Here is an 18,910-nt window from a genome sequence, read left to right as displayed (position 1 = left end):
ACGCAGGTCTTCCAATCTCTCAGTAGCTGTGATGCTCGATCTTGTAGCCGTCCGGAGGATAAAAAAGCTTTGAGTCCGGCTCTTTGCGATCAATCTTTTTCAGCTCAAAGTCTGAAAACCCAGCCTCCGCCGGAACTCCCTTCATCGCCACCATCTCCTTCAACTCCGCCGAATACCAAATCTCCGTCACCAGCGTCTGTTCCTTCTTCCTATCGGTATCAGCCATCGTCTTGATCTTCCGCACGCCCGTAGCCCGAACTCCTTCAATCACCCGTTCTCCGAGCGCCTCCGTCAAATAGACATCGGTATGCGTTCCAGAGTGCTCTTCCCGCCGTCCAGGCTCGGCCCCGTGTGTCCAGATATTCGGTTGATTGAACTGCACCCTCCTCGGCATACATCTCACCGTCGCCGTCGGCGCTCCCGCCGCAACCCATGGCTCCAACCATTGAAAGCTGCAGTGAGACACAGGATCATTTACCGATACCTCGTGTGCATCGACCGCTTCCCCATTTACGCCCGTCCGCGGACGGCTCTCCTCAGTCCTAGTCCTGCCCATACTGTCCCGCGCCTGAAATGTACTGCCCGAGAGGCTCTTCATCTCGCTGCTTCCAGGCGAGGCTGCAAAAGTCACCGTCGTCACCATCACCGCCGTATAGGGCGCGCCCGTATCGTGAAACATCGAGAACTCCTGCTTACCCTCCGCCGGATACCACTCAGCCGGAAAACGTGCCGACGGAGGTGGTGCCACGCTCATCTGCTCTTCCTCCGCGATCTGCCCATGCATCAAACTGCAGCAGGAAATCAGCCAGCATCCCACGACAAAAACCCATGCCTTCTTCATCCAGGCCTCCCAGTACAGCTTCACCCCGCCGCCAACGTCCGCAGCACCCCAACATTCCTCGCCTCATCTCCCGGAGCGTCCACCGGCGTCTCCGCAATAAACGCCGCATGCGCGAACCGCTCATCGTGCAGCAGCCGCCGAAACACCTCCGCCCCAATCGTCCCCTCCCCAATATGCTCATGCCGATCCAGCTTCGACCCCATCGCCGCCTTCGCATCATTGCAGTGCCACACCTTCACCGCATCGAACCCCACCGTATCCTTCACCAGCAGCATCGTCTCCACATACCCATCCGGCGACACCAGGTCATACCCCGCCACATGAACATGGCACGTATCCAGACACACCCCCACCGGGGCACACGGCTTCAACCTGTCCACCAGCTCCGCCACCTGCTCCAGCTTTCCGCCCAACGAAAACTCCGCCCCCGCCGTATTCTCGATCAAAATCTTGAAGTCCTTCCCCTGCCATGGCACACCGTCAATCGCCCTCTCAATCGACTCCGCCGCCAGCCGCAGCCCCTCCTCGCGCGTCAGCCCCTTCCAGCTCCCCGGATGTAGCACCAGATACTCCGCCCCCAGCGCCAGCGCCCGCTCCACCTCTCCGCGAAACGCCGCCACGCCATTCACGCGCACACTCTCCGTCTGGCTGCAAAGATTAATCAGATAACTCGCATGAATCGCCACCGGCCCCACATCATGCTTCGCCCGCAGCTCCCGCATCTTCGCCGCGTCTTCAGGCTTTACCGCCGCCGCCCGCCACTGTCGCGGGCTAGAAGAGAATATCTGAAACGTATTCGCCCCCGCCGCCACGGCTCGCTCGACGGCAGTCCACGTCCCACCAGCCGTCCCCACATGCACGCCAATCCGCTTCTTCCCCGTCTTTGCGATCACTGAACTCTTCATCCCCCAAGGCTACCGCATCACAAGGTCTACAAGTCACGAAGTGACCGCGGCGAACCGGGGACAGCGGAACGAACGCCGCAGATCCTCCGTTGGTCGGGAAGGAATATGGCTCGCGACCAGCGGGAGCGCCAACCGAAGGGGTATACCCGTCACGAAGTGACGCGCTCCGCGGAGGAGACCCGTCCGGCAGGACGGCATCTCCAAGCACGAGGGAGTGCTATGCTGACCCCGCCATCATTTCACGCAAAGAGGGACGCCGTATGCCCGCCGCACAGAACTTCAAAAACCACGCCCGCTTCTTCCCACTCTTTCACTTCATCATCCTTCCCCTGCTCCTGCTCAACCTCGTCTTCTCGATCTACATCACCATCCACCGATGGCCCGCCTACCAGCACACCAATCTCTGGTGGATCGTCATGTCCATCGTCTTCTTCCTGATAGCCGGCGCATCCCGTGACTCCGCCCTCAAAGCCCAGGACCGCATCATCCGCCTCGAGGAGCGTCTTCGCCTCCAGGCACTTCTCCCCCCCGCAGACCGCGCCCACATCGACGAGCTCACCGTCCCCCAGCTCATCGCCCTCCGCTTCGCCTCCGACGCCGAGCTCCCAGACCTCGCCCACCGCGCCCTCACCAAAAACATGGAGCCCAAGGCCATCAAGGAGGCCATCGTCAACTGGCGACCCGACAACCACCGCATCTAGTCTCGAACTGCAATCCTCGCCTGGCGAACGAAGGCTCCGGACAGTATCACCGTCCGGAGCACACAGAAAGCCTTCAGATCTTATCCGCTCTTCAGACCGTCTCCGACACCCGCACCTGCAGCAACCCCGCAAACGCCGACCGCACCCCATAAGCCACCAGCCCCCACAGCGCCGTCACAAACAAAGCCATCGGCAACCCTGCCGGAGCCATCAGCGCATGGAAGCAAATAATATTCACAATCACCGGCGCAAGCAGCGTCAGAGCCAGCGGCACAAATCGATTCGCCAGCAGCAACACCGCAGGAATCAACTGCAGCAAAAATATGATCACCAGGTAATGCGACTCAAACAACGCAATCATGAAATCCCCAGCGACTCCCGGAGGAGGAGGCGTCGGAATGAAGTGCAGAAAGCCGTTCAATCCGAAGACAAGAAAGATAAAGCCAAGCAGATACCTGGCAACTAGCGATGCGATCTTCATACCAATACCTCCTCCTTGGAGATCAACTAAGTCCAGCGACAACCAGCCAAGCGATTAAGCCGCCACAAACTGCGAACGGATCGCCTCAACATGCGGCTTTAGGAACGTCGCCCGATCCGCCTGCCCAGACATCAGCGCAGAAGCGCCGCCGGCCGACAGGAACTTTTGATCCGTCACCCCGATAAAGCCAAACACCGACCGCAGGTAAGGCTCAACGTGGTTGTACGAAGCCATCACCGTCCCAGCGTCATAGGCCCCACCGGAGGCAATCAGGAACGTAGCCTTCTTCCCCTGCAGCAGACCCTTCGGCCCTCCGTCCCCATACGAAAACGTCTCGCCCACACGGGCAATCTGGTCGATCCACAACTTCAGCACCGAAGGAACCCCGAAGTTATGCATCGGAACGCCAAAGACATACTCATCCGCCGCCCGCAGTTCGCCGAGCAGCGTGTCCGACACCTCAAGCGTCTGCTTCTGCTCCGCCGTGCGAGCATCCTTGGGCGTGTACGAAGCCCCAACCCAGGCCGCATCGACCGTCTTTAGATCACTCGAGGTCAGGTCGCGGGTAATCACTCTTCCGTTCGCGTTCGCCTGCTTCCAGTTCTGAACGAACTCCTCAGACAGGTGACGGGAGACCGAGGTCTCATGGAAGGGGCTGGAATTCACTACAAGTAAAGTGGGCATGACAAAATCTCCTATACGACATCTGACGCTTAAACAACTTGTGTCGATTCATAAAAACACGACAAATGTCGTTTAAGCAAGCAGCGTCGTCAAATTCGAGTAAGATTAAGCAAGCAGCTAAAGGAAAATAGAGCCAGCCGGTAAAAGAAAAATGTCCAGCTCGCCAACAAAACTCGACAAGATGCCAGATCCAATCCCCGAGTTGATACCCGAGCGGACCCCCGAACGAACCACTGACCCACGCATCCTCCGCACCCGCAAACTCCTCCAGCAGGCCCTCGTCAACCTCATGAAAGAAAAGCAGTTTGACAGCCTCTCCGTGCAGGACATCGCCGAAGCCGCCACCATCAACCGCGCTACCTTCTACGACCACTACCCGGACAAGTTCGCCCTGCTCGAGTGCACCGTCGGCACCCGCTTCAACGAGCTGCTCTCCGAACGCGGAGTCACCTTCAACGACACCTGCACCTCCGCCCTGCGCGCCATCGTCCTAGGCGTCTGCGACTTCATCGCCTCGGCCCAGCTCCTCTGTTCCGACCGCCCTGGACAGATGGAGCCCCACATGGAGTCCGCCATCATCGCCGTCGTCCGCCGCATGCTCCTCGACGGCCTCGAAAAACACCCCTCCGCCGCACCCACCTCCCCCCAGATGATCGCCACCACAACCGCATGGGCCATCTACGGCGCCGCCAAAGAGTGGGCCCAAACCCCCAACCGCCCCCCTTCCAGCGAGATCGCAGACACCATCCTCACCCTGGTCCACCCAGTCCTCGCCCTCATCGAACCACCCCACCCCGCCCACACCTAGCGCGTCAGCGCCAAGGCAGAAGCCGCAAAGCGCTTCGGCGAACACCCAACAGCTCGGGTGAACGCCGTACTGAACGCGCTCGAAGACTGGAAGCCAACCATCAGGGCGACCTCGCCGATGCTCCGCGTTCCACCCCGTAGCTCATCCTTCGCCAGGGCCATCCTCCAGTCCAGCAGATACTCGATCGGCCCCCTCCCCACGATCCTGCGAAATCGCACAGCAAAGCTGGACCGCGAGACACCACAGAGCCGTGCCAGACCAGCAACAGTCCAGCCATGCGCCACCTCTCTGTGCATCGCCGCAAGCGCACGCGCCGTCACCGGATCGGTAAGGCCGGCGAGCAGCCCGGTATGCTCCTGACTCTGTTCCGGGCCCTGCTCCGGATTCGCCCGCAACGCCTCACTCCGAAGGATCTCCACCAGGATCAGCTCCATCAGCCGCGCGATGACGAACTCGCTTCCCGGCCCCGGCTGCAGATACTCCGCCTCATTCATCTTCAACAGAGAGCGCACACGCCACGAGGACGTGTCCCCAGCCGCGATGTGAACCAGCGAAGGAAGCAGGCCCGTCAACAGACCTTCATTCGCGGTATCGAACACAAACCTGCCCCCACGCAGGATCACGGGAGAGTCCGTACCCTCCCCAAGCTTTAGGTCCGTATCCATGGTCGCCGCGACCAACGTCTCGCTGTCTTCAGGCTCCACGGCAGGATCCGTCGTAAGCGTGAACGGCATCGAGGTACGAATCAGAACGAAGTCATCGGGCGCAAGGTGCACCGGCGCCCCCAGCGGGCGTATCAGCTGGCACTCACCCTGTTGAACCCAGCAAAAAAGCAGGTCGTCCCGCTTGCGAAACGACACGCCCCATCGGCCAACCCCGTCAGTCCGTCCCCAGAGCGTAGCCTGCGGCCGAAGCAGATGGATGAGATCAAGAAACGGGTCCATACGATATTGGACGGAAGGTAAACACTTTCGGCGTTTAGATTATCGACCGTGCACAAACTTCGACCTATCTTGGAGAAGGTGGAAGCGACAAACCGAGCCTTTCAACACAAAATCTCAGCACGAGCCAGCAGGAAAGGAATCACCTATGACCATCGACTCCCTGAAACAGCTTATGAACTCCTACCAGACCGCCTACGCTCCGGACATCGCACCAATGGAGCAGGAACGCCTCATCAGGCAGAGCGTAAGCGACGACGTTGTGTTCTCCACCCCCATGGCGGAGGGCCAGGGCTTAGCCAATCTGCTTAAGCACGTCGCGCAATTCCAAAAGAAAAACCCAGGACGATACTTCAAGAGCAACGAGCTTCTTGCCCACCACGGCCAGCTCTTATCGGAGTGGACGATGTACAACAAAGACGGCTCCGAGTTCAGCAGCGGTCATACCCACGCTCATTTCAATGAGGAAGGGCGCCTCACCCATCTGGCCGGCTTCTTCAAGGCCTAGCTCAGCCCCGACCAACCGAACGTCCGAATCAGAAAAACTCGACACAGCGAAAAACCTGTCAAGCCCCCAACTAGCAAATCCCCGCGCCAGACAAGGTGATTCGCGTGACGCATTACCCCCACCCAATCCGATATACTTGTACCAGCAGGAAAAACTGCAAGGCGCTTAAGGCTCCTTGCAGTTTTTCATTCAAAGCAAAACAAGGGGCGACAACTCAAAGGAGCCATAACTCATTCATTGCAAGTATTTTGCAAGCAAACCGTTTGCAATCAAAGGTTTACAGACACTACCCAGCCGCAAACCTATGGGAGTAAAAGACATCCCGGCAAAATACCCCCAAGGGGGGAGGGGGGAGGGTCTGCAAGAGACTCGATTCAGAAACACCGTAAGACAAGAGGCAGCAACACACCACGAAATCACCAAAACGCACCAGCGAAATACCACGAAAAGACCGCAAAAGAACACGTCCCTGCAAGCATTTTGCCCCGATGCGTTTTACCATAGAAAAATGACCGAAGTGGAAGCTCAAGAACAGCAAGCAACTGGACACGCGTCCAAATACACCCGCAACAACCCCTTCCTCTCCACCGTGACCTACAACCGCCTCCTCACCGGCGAAGGCTCGGAGAAGGAGACCCGCCACGTAGAGCTCACCCTCGAAGAGGGCATGACCTACACCCCAGGCGACGCCGTAGGAATCATCCCGGAAAACCGCGCCATCGCCGTAGCCGAGGTCCTCGAAGCCCTCCACTTCACCGGCCGCGAACGCGTCCTCGACCACTACAAGGTAGAAATCAGCCTCGAAGAGGCCCTCCGCACCCGCCTCGGCATCGGCAAGCTGGCCCGCGGCTCCGTAGGCCAGTACGCTAAGCTAGCCCCCACCGTCGAAGGCCTCAAATGCCTCGTCGGCCCCGAAAACAAGGCCCGCGCCGAGGAGTACTGCTGGGGACGCGAGTTCGTCGACCTCGCCACCAACTTCCCCAAGGTAGTCACCGACCCACAGCAGCTCTTCAACATCCTCCAGCGCCTCACCCCGCGCATGTACTCCATCGCCTCCAGCCAGGCCATGCACAAGGACAACGTCCAGACCACGGTCCGCGTAGTCCGTTACGAGTCCCACGGCCGCGACCGCCAGGGGGTGGCCTCCGGACACCTCGGCGACCGCGCCGGCGAAGGCACCATGATGCCGATCTTCCTCCACTCCAACAACAACTTCCGCCTCCCCGATGACACCTCCAAACCAGTCATCATGATCGGCCCCGGCACTGGCATCGCTCCCTTCCGTGCCTTCCTCGAAGAGCGCCAGGCCACCGGCCAGAAGGGCGACAACTGGCTCTTCTTCGGCGAACAACGCGAAGCCATGGATTTTCTCTACAAAGATCAGTTCCTGGCCATGCACAAGGACGGCGTCCTTACCCGCCTCGACACCGCCTTCTCCCGCGACCAGGCCCGCAAGGTCTACGTTCAGGACCGCATGCAGGAGCGCTGCAAAGAGCTCTACGAGTGGTTGGAGCGGGGAGCCTACTTCTACGTCTGCGGCGACGCCACCCGCATGGCCAAGGACGTAGAGACAGCGCTCCTCGACGTCATCGCCCGCGGCTCAAACGGCACCCTCGATCACGCCGCCGAGTACCTGGCCACCATGAAAAAACAAAAGCGCTACCAGCGAGACGTCTACTAGAACCGCACGACGCAGGATACCAAGGGGATATGGCGAGCTCGCACCGAGCCGCCCTGTCCCCTCATCTTCAAAAAGTCGCTAAACGTTATCGATCGACGCTGCTTTTGAGCAGAACGGCAAAATCATATCCTGCTTCAAACTCCGACAGGCTAATGCACTCCACGCGCATAGCGTCGGCAAGTTCTTTCGCCTTACCGAATGCATGGTTGCTCGACTCGGTGTCGACAACCAAACCGGGACATTGAATCTTAGCCGCCGCCTGCAACGCGTCATACCAGGCGTCGTTGCTGCAATAAGGAACATTGGCCCGTCCGTCGGTGACAAGCAATAACAGCGTCTCGGGAGTCACAAGCCCATTCGCCAGTTCAAGGGCATGCGCCAGAGGGGTACGCCCGCCTGTCGGCAGATACTCCAAAGCAGCCAGCACCGCCGCGACGTCGCTTGTAGGATCAACTAGAATCTCGGCAGATTCTCCGCGAAATACAATCACGGCTACCTCGTCACGACGACGCAGGGAACGTTCAATCAATCCGGCCACCGCTCCCTTGACCACTCTCATCCGTTCGCGCGCGGCATGCGATCCGCTTGAATCCACAACAAACAAAAACCGCGTTCCCACCAGCGGCTCACGCACCTTCTCATATAGATCCTCAAGACGCGGACTCGGTCGACCAGTTCGAGCAACAGCTTCCAGCACGGAAGAGCGAGAATCCAGTTCTGTGGGGCTCTCATTCTTTCTGCTTCTGACAACCGGACCCGGCGCAGTCCCTTTGCGCCCACCCATCGCTCCACTTCTACCGCCATTCCCAGTCCAATGCAATTCGGGTGTTCTGACTGACAAAGAAGAAAAGCGCTGCTCGTTCATTTCATCAGTCTCTTCGCTCTCCCTGCTCTGCGCCGGTGTTTGGGGCACTAGTGAAGGAGAAGTTTGTGGAAGAGGCGGCTTCTGAGGTGAATGCGGGATGCGGTGAGCCAAGGCGAACGGCAGCACCGCCTCGATATGTTCCTCCGTAACCGCTTCACAACCCAGCAGCGCCGCCTGTGCGCAGCTCGCACGCGCTATGGCAAGGTCCGCACGCAGCGACAAGACTCCACGTTCGCAAACGATCGTACTGATGTGCTCCAACATAACGGTAGAACATTGCACAGACCGAAGCATTACCCTCGCAGCTGCTATCCGCTGCTGAAGATATATCTGCTGCTCCAACCACCGAGCCGCGAAAAGTGAAGGGTCGGCGTCATACATCAAGCGCCGTTCAACGACCTCCCGTCTTTCAATCGCCAATCCGCTGGCAGTAATATCGGCAACGAGGGCAAACCGATCGAGCAACTGTGGCCGCAGCGATCCCTCTTCCGGATTCATGCTTCCCATCAAAACGAATCGTGCTTCCTGCACTGCGCTAAAACCTTCCCGCTCGACTGTGCTCACGCCGGTCGCAGCTGCATCCAACAGCGCGTCGGCAAGATGGTCAGGCAAAAGGTTGACCTCGTCGATATAAAGAACGCCACCGTTTGCCTCTGCGACCAGGCCGGGTCGAAGCGCCGGTTCACCCTTCAACGTACTGCCTAAATCCATCCCGCCTAAAAGACGATCCTCCGTTATACCGATGGGGAGATTCACGAAGCGCCCCGGCTTCGGGAGCAACTCGGCGAGCGCTCGCGCCGTCGTGGTCTTCCCCGCGCCCTTGTCTCCACGCAGAAGCACTCCCAGACGCCAATCCACAGCAGCGAGAAGCAGCGCCATCTTCATCTGTTCCTGGCCGACAATCGCAGCGAATGGATAAGCCGGGCGGGTCATACTGTGCTCCTGCTAGTCTCACCGCGTGCTTCCAACAACGTTTCGCTGTCGAGCAAGACTTCACGAAGGGCGTCGAGCGTCTCAGGGTTAACGTCTTCCCAAAGCCCACGTTCCTTTGCTTCGAGCAAACGTTCGGCGATCGCATTCAACGCCCACGGATTTGACTGTTTCAGAAAGCTCTGTGTCTCACGGTTAAGCACATACTCTTGTGCGAGTCCTTCATAGACAAAATCTGGAGCTATATGTGCCGTCGCATCGAAACCGAAGATATAGTCGACCGTCGCGGTTAGCTCCAGCCCACCTTTGTAACCGTGACGCTTGACACTCTCGATCCACTTCGGGTTGATGACACGCGAGCGATAGACACGCAGAGCCTCTTCGCGCAGATCGCGAACGCGGACTGCATCAGGACGGGAGCTATCGCCGAAGTAGGCCTTCGGCTGTACTCCTGTGAGAGCACGGATGGTAGCCACCATACCGCCGTGAAACTGAAAATAATCATCAGAGTCAAAGATGTCATGTTCGCGATTGTCTTGGTTATGTAACGCAACCTGAACACTCTTCAACCGCTCGGCAAAGACGTTGCGCGCGTCCACGCCATTCGCCGACTTGCCATACGCATAGCCGCCCCATTCGAGAAACACCTGCGCGATATCCCCGTCCGTCTTCCAGTGATGTGTCTCCATCAGGGCTTGAATGCCCGCTCCATAAGTACCTGGCTTCGCACCGAATATTCTGAATCGCGCAGAAGCCTCCGCCTCTTCGGCTCCCTGATCACTATTTTTTTCAAGATCCAGCAGATAATGTTTTTTAGGAAAGTTCATCTCCAGCGGTTCATCCTGCTGAATGACGAGCGCGACCGCGTCATCGATCATGTCAATAAGATGAGGAAACGCATCCCGGAAAAAACCGCTGATACGAAGTGTGACATCTACGCGCGGCCTGCCGAGCTTTTCCAATGGAATCAAAATGATTCCTTCCGGACGCCTGGACTGTTTATTCCATACCGGCTGCACACCGAGTAACGCCAGAACCTCGCTTACGTCGTCACCGTGCGTACGCATCTGCGAAGTACCCCACGCGCTGAGCCCGACTGTCTCGGGGTACTGGTTTTCTTCGGCACGATAACGCTCTATCGCCTCGCAAGCGAGCTGCTGACCTACGCGCCACGCAGCTTCAGATGGCAGGGCGCGTGGGTCGACCGCATAGAAGTTTCGACCCGTCGGAAGGATATGTGCCATACCACGTGTCGGCGCACCAGCCGGGCCCGCAGGGATATAGCGGCCTTCCAAAGCATCAAGAACATGCTCTACCTCTTCGCCTGCTCGCTCAAGATTTGGAACAATCTGCAGGCAGGCGAACGTGAGCGCACTCGAGACCTCGTCCGAAGCACATCCGACGATGCCGTGCTGCAACTCTTCCAGACGATCAACACCGAAGCCAAGCTCTTCAAGTTTCGTATAGAGGCTTAGAGCCATTCGATCCAGCACATCGAGGACGTCAGCATTTGCGTAACAAACGGTGTCAGACAGAGTAATAGCGACATCCAGCTTCTTTCCCGGAGCGTCGAGAAGTTCGCGATAATCAAATTGAAGATTGCGGGCGATCGCACCAAGCAGGCTGGGTGAACCTACGTTCTCCAGTCGAGTCATCGATCGAAGCATCTCCGGAAGCGGTGGCATGTTGCCAAGAATGTGCAGACCATCGCGTATCTGCGCCATGCCGAGTTCGCACAGATACCCATCGATGTCTTCGATTAGATGGGCAACCTCGCTTCCGCTCATCTCCGCCAGCGTGACCGGAACTCCCTCGGGCGTGAGTTCGTCATCCCAATCATGTTTATGATCGCCATGGTCACGCGACAGCAGATTTTTTAAATCGAGATCCGCTTTCAGGTTCGCATCCTGAATCAATTCCCAGATCTGCTGTTGAATGAAAGGCAGTTTCGACGCATCCAGCTTTTCTACCGCGTAGTACTCATTCACCAATTGATTCAGTGCCGCGAGCGGTCCGTAGGTCTCTGCACTCGTCATGGGTGGTGTTAGATGATCCACAATCACCGCATGACCTCTTCGCTTCGACTGACTCCCCTCTCCAGGATCATTGATGATGAACGGGTAGATTAGCGGCATGTCTTCGAGTAGTAGATCTGGAAAGCACTCCTCCGACAGACCAACAGATTTTCCAGGCAGCCATTCGAGGGTTCCATGCTTTCCAACATGTACGATCGCATCGGCGCCCCATCCACCATTCTCCACGGAAGTCCCCAGCCATTGGTAGAACGCCGTGTAATGATGAGTCGGCGGAAGATCAGGAGTGTGATAAATGGCATCGGGATTAAGCCCGTATCCTCGCGGCGGCTGGATCGCAATCAGCGCGTTTTCAAGATGCATTGCTGCAAACAAGTAGTCTTCACTATCGCTAAATGGTTCAAAGTTCATCGCGGCAATCTTGGTTGCAACCTCGCTCATCAGCTTCTTATCAATCTTCGGCAAAGACGACCGCAGCGTATACCCGCGATCAGCGGGCTGCCCCCACATATCCTTCATTCGTTTCTGCGGAACATCAGGAAAGCGCTCGAAACGTCGCCGATACAGCTTGCGCGAGTATCGATGAGCGCGTTGCCCATCGAGGGGATGTGCGTCGTCGTATGTTCCACGCGAAAGAAGGTCGTGAATCAGATCATCGGCCGACTCCGGCAGATCTCCGACAATATACCGGCGTCCCTTCATGGCGCGAAGCAGATTCAGTAAACTCGCCGGCGAATCGAGACCAACTGCATTTCCTACCTGCGCAGCCTTGGTCGAGGAGTTTGTAAGGACAAACGCGACACGCTTGTAAGGATTGGACAGAGTCTGGAGCCTCGCAAGCCGGACAGCGATTCCGGCCACTCGATCTGCACGCTCATGGTGAGGAACATAGAGATCCCCGGATTGAGCACTTCCCCGTTCCTTAAACGAAACCGGGACGGAGATGATGCGGCCATCAAACTCCGGGAGCGCTACATTGATCGCCGTGTCGAGTGCATTTAAGCCGCGGCGCGAGATCTCCCAGTTTCCTCTTGGCATCCCGCTTGGGATCGCCTGAATAACCGGAACTCCCAACCGCTCCAGGATCGAAATATTCTCACCAGCGAGTGTTACATCACCGGTATTTATCTCACCCAATGCAAAAGATAACGTAGTGATAAGCACATTGACGCGTCGCTCCACCAGTCTAAGCGCCGCCGGAAAACCATCCTCCAGAGCCTTCATGCTCGATGTGAAGACGCAGAGCGCATTCAAGCCATGAGACTCCAGTGCTTCAGCGAGAGCGTCAACGAATGCAGTATTCCCACTAAGAATATGAGCGCGATAAAACAGGATGGCTACAGTGGGCTTCGCAGGATCTGCGCGTTGCTGCCAGTCTTCATACTCCGCATGCTCTAAATCTTGCATATAAATTCCGTGCTCTGAGGGAGTCGTAGGCTTCTCATAGCCGTGCCCGGTCATCAGGAGGCGGTCGGACAAAAACTTCACGCATTCCACAAGATTCGATGTTCCACCGCGCTCAAGATAAGTCGTCACAGACGCGACTACATCCGGATCGACGGTCCCTGCACTGAGAAACTCTGGATTCATCTCCCCGGTACCGCTCACCACAACGAGGTGTCGGTTCTGCGTAATGCATTTGGAGCGAAGAAGAGAGAATCCGGCGACAGAGTTCAATGGCCCATGCAAACGCAACACAATAATCTGAATGCGCGCCAAGGTTCCCTCTAGCAGCGCCACCATCTGTTCCTCGCTGCGCAAGCCGTTCAGCGAATAAGGAAAAACATCCAAATCTGTGGGAAGTGCTGCGCGCGCGTTCTGAAGAGTCATCAGGTCGGTATCTGCGTGCGTCAAGAGCGCTATGCCGTGCACCTCTGGCGGTACGCTCTCAGCAACAATCGAGGCTGGAACCGAAGGTCGCACGTCCCAGTCATAGAAGCTGAAAACGTACTCAAGCAGTTCTTCGGGCGGTTGCAAAAAGCGATCTGCTTCCAACATCGCATCGATGTACTCAAATATCTGCTTCACCTGCCAGGGACTGTTGACTGAGTGAAACCACACCGATCGCCCATCAAAGACCAGACTCGCAACATTCGACAGCACGCACGGCCCGAGGCATCCAGCCTTCGTCAGATGGACCGTATTGCGCATCTTCCGGCGAGTCCACTCTTCTTTATACGTTTCGACCGGGACCTGCGCATAACCGCGCTCCGTCCTTCCGCAACAGCATCCTGAAAAACAATAGGAGAGGTGCGCGCGCCGCTGCACGATATTCACGGGCCGCCCATCCGCCCGTACTACGCGTTGGCGATGCATGTCAGTCAAGACTCACACCTCTTTCTGATGCCATGGCAGCAGGTTGGAGGCAGAAAGACAAAATACGAAACTGTATGGAAATAACAATCATGCAACTTCCTGTTCTCCGCAGAAGTCTGCCGGTACTCTCGGGTAGGTCTCCTGGCTTGGAGGTTGCAGAAACTCTGCACACCGCTTTACCTTCCCCAGCCATCGGCCGAGTGGTACTTCAAAGCAGCTTTCCTCACTTACAGTGGCGGAACCGCGCCGGCTCTTCACCGGACTTCCCTGTTATGCCCTGGTGGGCACCCGAGATAGATTTCGTTATACCACAACGAAACCGCACAGATGTCGCACTCGCGTCAACGTCAAAGAGTGATCTCGCAATCGGATACTTGACTAGACCAGCGCATCGACAGTCATCACGCATAGATCCGGAGAGACCAGAAGCTTCGCCTCGGTCCGCGCCTGAACTTCAGCGACGTTCATGCCTTCCACGACTTCGGTCAACACCAGCCCTTCAGCGGTCACCCGAATCCAGCAAAGCTCCGTCACAATATCGTGCACAACACTCTGTCCAGTCAGCGGGAGCGTGCACTCCTTCAAAATCCTCGAAGCTCCATCCTTCGTCTGATGTTCCATGGCAACGATCACTCGACGCGCTCCCGCAACCAGATCCATCGCGCCCCCCATGCCCTTCACCATCTTTCCCGGAATCGTCCAGTTGGCAAGATTGCCCTGCTCGTCCACCTGCATCGCCCCAAGAATGCTCATATCCATGTGACCGCCGCGGATCATCGCGAACGATTCCTCACTCGCAAAAAACGAACACCCCGGCAGTTCTGTCACCGGCTGCTTCCCTGCATTGATAAGGTCAGGGTCAGCGCACTCATCGGTCGGAGGCTCACCAACACCCAGCATTCCATTCTCCGACTGAAACATAACATCGATTCCTGCAGGCACATATCCCGCGATCATCGTTGGCAGTCCGATGCCGAGATTCACATAAAACCCATCATGAAACTCTCGCGCAATCCGCCGTGCAATGCGCTCCTTCCCTGTCATAACGCACCTCCGGACTGAATAAACTTCGACTCGATCGGTTTTCGATAGGCCGCACCCACCACAATGCGGTTTACATAAATTCCTGGAGTAACGATGTGATCCGGATCAAGCTCACCCGGCTCAACCAGCACCTCGACCTCCGCGATCGTTACCTTCGCGGCAGCCGCCATCGCCGGATTAAAGTTCCTCGCCGTCTTCCGATAGACCAGATTCCCCAACCGGTCTCCCTTCCAGGCTTTGATCAGTGCAACGTCTGCATGAAGCGCCTGTTCAAGTACATAAGTTCTGTCGCCAATCTTGCGTGTCTCTTTGCCCTCGGCCACAACCGTACCTAAACCTGTCGGCACATAGAACGCCGGGATACCTGCGCCGCCTGCGCGAATCCGTTCCGCGAGCGTCCCTTGCGGAATCAGGGTTAGATCCAACTCCCCCTTCAACACCAGAGCCTCCAGCCGGCGGTTTTCGCCAACGTAGCTGCCGATGTGCGAGGCGATCATGCCTGCCTCCAACATCAACCCCATGCCAAAGCCGTCAACGCCCATGTTGTTGCTTATCGTGTGCAGTCCGGTAATCCTGCGCTTCACTAAGGCGGCGATCAGGTTCTCTGGGATCCCGCAAAGGCCAAAGCCGCCAAGCATGATCGTAGAACCTGGCGCAATATCTACCACAGCGTCGTCTGCTGTCGGAACAACTTTATTCATCGGATAAAAACCTCACATGCGGCGGAAGCGCACACGCCGCGTTCGGGCGAATCGTTATTTCGCCTGTGTAGAAAAAGTAAAGGTCGTCGTGCTGTGACGCACTTCGCCCGGCTTCAACTCCGTGGTCGGAAAGGAAGGATGATTCGGCGAATCGGGAAAGTGCTGCGTCTCCAGACAGAGCGCGGTGTTCTTAGCATTGCTCTGCTGCGCGCTGCCATACGCCGCACCATTGAGTGAATTGCCGGTGTAAAACTGAACTCCCGGCTCGGTTGTCGTCACAGTCAAAACACGTCCGCTCGCAGGATCGTAGACTCGGGCCGCTGTCTTTACGTCCCCATTCTTGCCGCGCAGCACCCAGTTGTGATCATAACCGCCGCCGATCTTCAGCTGTTCATTGTCTTCGTTCATCCGTGCGCCAATCACAGTAGACTTGCGAAAATCGAACGGCGTGCCCTCTACCGAAGCCAACTCACCCGTAGGGATCTGACTCGCATTCACCGGCGTGTACTGGTCTGCCGGAATCATAATCTGCTCGTCAAGAATGGTCTTCTTCGGATCGCCTGAAAGATTGAAGTACGAGTGATTGGTGAGATTAAGGACCGTGTCTTTATCGGTCGAGGAGCTATAGTCGATGCGCAATGCACCATGATGAACCGTGTAGCGCACGTGCACCGTCAACGTTCCTGGATATCCCTGATCGCCATCCTTGCTCACCAGCGTCATCTCCACTCCATCCGCGATGGCTCGCCCCTTCCACACCAGGCGATCGAAACCGACGGTGCCGCCATGCAGCGAGTTGGCGCCATTGTTCGTTGGAATCTGATACTGATGGCCATCGAGCGAAAACTTTCCGAACGCAATGCGATTCCCATAGCGCCCAACGATCGCTCCAAAGTAGGTCGACTTATCCGCAACGTAACTATCCAGCGCGCTGTAGCCAAGCACCACATCGGCCATCTTCCCGTCGCGATCCGGCGTCTTGATCGAAACCACGCGAGCCCCGAAGGTCATTACGCTGGCCTCGATGCCTTCGCTCTTCAGCGTGTAAAGATCCACTGCCGTACCATCCGGGGTTGTCCCAAATGGAGTCTTCGTTACCGAGCCGTGTGCCGCCATCGCAGTTGTCATGCTAAGCAGCATAATCTTTAGCCATCTCATCGTCATTCTCCCTCATCACTTTTCCTGCCTGGCATCCAAAATATTGGCCGGTTTGCCGCAGAATATTCTTCGCTTCAACTGCCCTCGCCACTATACGTGAAGCCCTGCTCACGCGCGAAACAGCGGTAAGATGGAGCTTCGAAGTCAATCGCAGGAGCGCGGTCGCGACCGGGCAAAATAGAAATCTCTTCGTCCTTCCGCTCGCTTACCTGGACAGCATTAGTCCGCGAGTAGAGACGCCGCAATCTCAACCTCTCTCTAAAGGGTCAATATGTCCGGTTTCAGCATTCGGCGAGCTCAGCTTTCAGATCAAGACGCGATAGCAAAGATGTGTTCGCAATTGTGGCCAGAGACATCGATAGAAGAACATCGCAAGGAAGTCGACGTCCTTCTGTGCTCTGGTCTTTGCGGAGCGCTCCCCTCGACATTTTTTGTTTCGCTCGATGAGGAAGGAGCGCTCACCGGCTTTCTTCAGGCGCAGGTCTGCGCTCCCACGCCGACGGCTGCGACACCTCACAACCCGTTGGATTTGTCGAGGGCTGGTTTGTTCATGAGGGCTTCCGAGGTCACGGCATCGGCAAAGCTCTGATGCGCGCTACTGAAGATTGGGCACGTCATCATGGGTGCAAGGAGGTCGCCTCGGATACTTGGATCGACCACGTAAGCTCACAGAAAGCTCATGAAGCACTCGGCTTCGAGATAGTCGATCAATGCATTCACTTCCGCAAAGCACTTTAAGTAAACCTAGACCGCGCCATGGTCAGCCACAAAAGCCCTCTCGCTCCCACGGCTGCAGGATCTTCACCGATGCCATTCCCGCCGCAGTAGCCGCCTGAATCCCCATCTCCGTGTCTTCAAAGACGAGGCAGTCTTCCGGCTTTACTCCCAACCGCTTCGCCGCAATCAGAAACGGCTCCGGGTCAGGTTTGCTTCGCTCATAGTCCCCCGCGCAGACCAGCGTCTCAAATTTATCCAGCAGTCCCAGCACATCCAGCGAAGCCGTCACAGAGTCCCGGGTACTCCCCGACACCACTGCAAACGGGAGATCTCCGTAGCTGAACTCAATATGCTCCAGCACCTCCGGAACAGCCCCTAGTTCTGGGAGAATCTCGAAATATAGCGCTTCCTTGCGCTTTGCTATCTCTTCCACTGGCATCGTAAGACCGTCTCGCACATTCAAGGTAGAGATAATCTCAGCGACCGGCATCCCACCCCACGCATAGAACGTCTGCTCTCCAAACTCGCAGCTCCACTCCGCTAGGACTCTCTTCCAGGCAACGTAGTGCAGCGGCATCGAGTCAACAATCGTCCCATCACAATCGAACAAATAAGCTTTGAAGGGCCTCTTCGGCAACTTCAACTGCGGCTCTGCAACACCCATCAATCTATCCTTCTCCGTCTATGCTTCCGTGGCAGCAACGGAATGGCTGCTCTTGACGACTGCCCGTAAAGTCAGAGACGGCGGGCGCGACCAGAACACTCTGATTGCGCCCGCCGCCGGCCTGTCCCAAATCAACCAAACTATTTCAGCTCGTAACCGGCGAAAAAATATTCAATCTCAAACGCCGCGGTATCTTCGGCATCCGAACCATGAATGGCATTTTCTCCAATCGAGGCGGCAAACTTCTTGCGGATGGTTCCTTCCTCAGCCTGGGCCGGGTTGGTCGCGCCCATCAACGTGCGCAGATCGGCAATCGCGTTATCCTTCTCGAGCACCATCGGGAAGATGGGTCCGCTCGACATGAACTCCGTCAGTTCGCCGAAGAATGGACGCGCCGCGTGGACATGGTAGAAGCCTTCGGCCTGTGCCTTCGAGATCGAAAGCCGTTTGATCGAAACGATCTTAAATCCTGCCTTTTCAATCTCGGCGAGGATAGCTGCGGAGTAGCCCTTACGAACGGCGTCCGGCTTGATGATGCTGAATGTGCGTTGTGACAACGTATTTCTCCTAGGTGCGTCTCTACTGCTTAGTGTAGAACAAGGCCAGCGAACCTCGCCCGTTCGACCCTGGCCGCAACTTCTCCTGGGAGCATGGCTGCATGCGGATCTTCCAAAAGACAGCTTGGATATGGTTTCTGGGCTTTGCCGCGTGGCTCGCGGACGCGCTGCTCAGCCTGCGTCTGCATAACATCCTTCATGCCCGGCTCGCCATTATGGTCGCTATCGTGTTCTTCACCGCCGGACTTTTTTACCGCCGTCAGACCTGAGAAAGCAGGCGCTTGAGGAAGGAGGAGGTCCTTTTCGTTCTCAGGACCAGCAGCCAAAGCCTCGTTCTCAGGAGCAACAGCCCCGTTCATCTTTCGCCTTGCCACT

The 18,910-nt window shown here is 57.0% G+C and carries 18 protein-coding genes and 1 riboswitch; of the genes, 5 read left to right on the top strand and 13 right to left on the bottom strand.

From position 1 onward, the window contains the following. Positions 1–19: 19 nt before the first annotated feature. Complete coding sequence (locus HDF10_RS08930; protein WP_183812542.1) at positions 20–841, bottom strand: hypothetical protein; 822 nt, start codon at positions 839–841, stop codon at positions 20–22. Between the two features lie 20 nt (positions 842–861). Continuing rightward, positions 862–1,746, bottom strand: a complete 885-nt coding sequence (locus HDF10_RS08925; RefSeq protein WP_183812540.1) for a deoxyribonuclease IV — start codon at positions 1,744–1,746, stop codon at positions 862–864. A 260-nt stretch (positions 1,747–2,006) separates the two neighbouring features. On the opposite strand from HDF10_RS08925, the gene HDF10_RS08920 reads away from it, so the two are divergent. Then, positions 2,007–2,447 (top strand): DUF6526 family protein, encoded by a 441-nt coding sequence (locus HDF10_RS08920; protein WP_183812538.1) that lies wholly within the window; start codon positions 2,007–2,009, stop codon positions 2,445–2,447. A gap of 91 nt (positions 2,448–2,538) precedes the next feature. On the opposite strand, the gene HDF10_RS08915 is transcribed toward HDF10_RS08920, so the two are convergent. Further along, on the bottom strand, positions 2,539–2,928 hold the full coding sequence (locus HDF10_RS08915; protein ID WP_183812536.1) for a hypothetical protein: 390 nt from the start codon (positions 2,926–2,928) through the stop codon (positions 2,539–2,541). 54 nt (positions 2,929–2,982) lie between these two features. Next, complete coding sequence (locus tag HDF10_RS08910; RefSeq protein WP_183812534.1) at positions 2,983–3,612, bottom strand: FMN-dependent NADH-azoreductase; 630 nt, start codon at positions 3,610–3,612, stop codon at positions 2,983–2,985. Positions 3,613–3,763: 151 nt separating this feature from the next. Between HDF10_RS08910 and HDF10_RS08905 the strand changes: the two genes are divergently transcribed. Then, the gene (locus HDF10_RS08905; RefSeq protein ID WP_260177737.1) at positions 3,764–4,420 is read left to right on the top strand and encodes a TetR/AcrR family transcriptional regulator; all 657 of its coding nucleotides are present in this window, start codon (positions 3,764–3,766) and stop codon (positions 4,418–4,420) included. Here the strand turns inward: HDF10_RS08905 and HDF10_RS08900 are convergent. Further along, positions 4,417–5,364 (bottom strand): AraC family transcriptional regulator, encoded by a 948-nt coding sequence (locus HDF10_RS08900; protein WP_183812533.1) that lies wholly within the window; start codon positions 5,362–5,364, stop codon positions 4,417–4,419. The genes HDF10_RS08905 and HDF10_RS08900 overlap by 4 nt on opposite strands. 145 nt (positions 5,365–5,509) lie before the next feature. On the opposite strand from HDF10_RS08900, the gene HDF10_RS08895 reads away from it, so the two are divergent. Both HDF10_RS08895 and HDF10_RS08890 read left to right on the top strand, forming a co-directional pair. Beyond that, entirely contained in the window at positions 5,510–5,869 is a 360-nt protein-coding gene (locus HDF10_RS08895) for a nuclear transport factor 2 family protein (protein WP_183812532.1), read from the top strand. A 508-nt stretch (positions 5,870–6,377) separates the two neighbouring features. Then, on the top strand, positions 6,378–7,550 hold the full coding sequence (locus HDF10_RS08890) for a diflavin oxidoreductase (protein ID WP_183812531.1): 1,173 nt from the start codon (positions 6,378–6,380) through the stop codon (positions 7,548–7,550). Between the two features lie 85 nt (positions 7,551–7,635). Here HDF10_RS08890 and HDF10_RS08885 read toward each other — a convergent pair whose 3' ends face one another. From HDF10_RS08885 to HDF10_RS08865, 5 genes are all read right to left on the bottom strand, one after another. Further along, positions 7,636–9,348, bottom strand: a complete 1,713-nt coding sequence (locus HDF10_RS08885) for an AAA family ATPase (RefSeq protein ID WP_183812530.1) — start codon at positions 9,346–9,348, stop codon at positions 7,636–7,638. Then, positions 9,345–13,406 carry a cobaltochelatase subunit CobN gene (locus tag HDF10_RS08880; RefSeq protein WP_311732706.1) on the bottom strand — a complete coding sequence of 1,354 codons (4,062 nt, stop codon included), beginning with the start codon at positions 13,404–13,406 and terminating at the stop codon, positions 9,345–9,347. The genes HDF10_RS08885 and HDF10_RS08880 overlap by 4 nt, the downstream gene beginning before the upstream one ends. 402 nt (positions 13,407–13,808) lie before the next feature. Further along, positions 13,809–14,001: riboswitch (cobalamin riboswitch) on the bottom strand. 71 nt (positions 14,002–14,072) lie between these two features. Further along, on the bottom strand, positions 14,073–14,738 hold the full coding sequence (locus HDF10_RS08875) for a 3-oxoacid CoA-transferase subunit B (RefSeq protein WP_183812528.1): 666 nt from the start codon (positions 14,736–14,738) through the stop codon (positions 14,073–14,075). Next, positions 14,735–15,439 carry a CoA transferase subunit A gene (locus HDF10_RS08870; RefSeq protein ID WP_183812526.1) on the bottom strand — a complete coding sequence of 235 codons (705 nt, stop codon included), beginning with the start codon at positions 15,437–15,439 and terminating at the stop codon, positions 14,735–14,737. The genes HDF10_RS08875 and HDF10_RS08870 overlap by 4 nt, the downstream gene beginning before the upstream one ends. A gap of 54 nt (positions 15,440–15,493) precedes the next feature. Continuing rightward, on the bottom strand, positions 15,494–16,597 hold the full coding sequence (locus tag HDF10_RS08865) for an aldose epimerase family protein (RefSeq protein WP_260177736.1): 1,104 nt from the start codon (positions 16,595–16,597) through the stop codon (positions 15,494–15,496). A 483-nt stretch (positions 16,598–17,080) separates the two neighbouring features. Here HDF10_RS08865 and HDF10_RS21385 point away from each other — a divergent pair, with 483 nt between their 5' ends. Beyond that, positions 17,081–17,335 carry a GNAT family N-acetyltransferase gene (locus tag HDF10_RS21385; RefSeq protein ID WP_183812648.1) on the top strand — a complete coding sequence of 85 codons (255 nt, stop codon included), beginning with the start codon at positions 17,081–17,083 and terminating at the stop codon, positions 17,333–17,335. Between the two features lie 22 nt (positions 17,336–17,357). Here the strand turns inward: HDF10_RS21385 and HDF10_RS08855 are convergent, their stop codons facing one another. The 3 genes from HDF10_RS08855 to HDF10_RS08845 form a co-directional block, all read right to left on the bottom strand. Further along, complete coding sequence (locus tag HDF10_RS08855; RefSeq protein WP_183812524.1) at positions 17,358–17,978, bottom strand: HAD family hydrolase; 621 nt, start codon at positions 17,976–17,978, stop codon at positions 17,358–17,360. A 140-nt stretch (positions 17,979–18,118) separates the two neighbouring features. Continuing rightward, positions 18,119–18,535, bottom strand: a complete 417-nt coding sequence (gene ndk / locus HDF10_RS08850; protein ID WP_183812522.1) for a nucleoside-diphosphate kinase — start codon at positions 18,533–18,535, stop codon at positions 18,119–18,121. A 29-nt stretch (positions 18,536–18,564) separates the two neighbouring features. Beyond that, positions 18,565–18,894: a hypothetical protein gene (locus tag HDF10_RS08845; RefSeq protein WP_183812520.1), complete on the bottom strand. Its 330-nt coding sequence runs from the start codon at positions 18,892–18,894 to the stop codon at positions 18,565–18,567. Positions 18,895–18,910 lie beyond the last annotated feature (16 nt).

Origin of the sequence: Tunturiibacter empetritectus (assembly GCF_014201375.1) — a bacterium.
GTDB lineage: Bacteria > Acidobacteriota > Terriglobia > Terriglobales > Acidobacteriaceae > Edaphobacter > Edaphobacter lichenicola_D.
This window is presented reverse-complemented; position numbering and strand designations above follow the sequence as displayed.